Consider the following 570-nt stretch of genomic DNA (forward strand, 5'->3'; position numbering starts at 1 on the left):
ACCTCGATGCCGGGACGGAACCGCGCGCCGAGCCCCACCAGGGCCCCGTACCCGATGCCCCCGGCGGCCCCCGCGCCGGGCGCGGCCGCGCACTCCGCCGCCCGGCTCCCGACCGTCTCCGCCAGCACCGCGGCGAAGTGCGCGAGCCCCGCGTCGAGCACCGCCACGTCGTCCGGGGTGGCGCCCTTCTGCGGCCCGTACACCGCGGGCGCGCCCTTCGGACCGGTGAGCGGATTGTCGACGTCACTGGCGAGGACGACGTCGACGGAGCCGAGCCGGGGGTCGAGTCCGGTGAGGTCCGCCGAGGCGAGCTTCCCGAGGGAACCGCCGCCGGGCGGCACGGGCTCACCGTCCGCGTCCAGGAACCGGGCGCCCAGCGCGGCCAGCATCCCGGCTCCGCCGTCGGTGGTCGCGCTGCCGCCGACGCCGAGGACGATCGTGCGGGCCCCGGCGTCGAGCGCGGCCAGCAGCAGTTCCCCGGACCCGTACGTGGACGAGGTGAGCGGCGCGAGGAGCCCGGCGGGCAGCCGCTGCAGGCCGCTGGCCTCGGCCGTCTCCACGACCGCGGTC

At 78.6% G+C, this 570-nt stretch carries 1 protein-coding gene; it reads right to left on the bottom strand.

The genetic code is table 11. The features are described from left to right. Nucleotides 1-570, bottom strand: a 570-nt coding sequence (locus tag HO151_RS06270; RefSeq protein WP_173895105.1) for a glycerate kinase, incomplete at both ends; no start/stop codon positions are given.

It is taken from the genome of Streptomyces sp. 8P21H-1 (assembly GCF_013302945.1).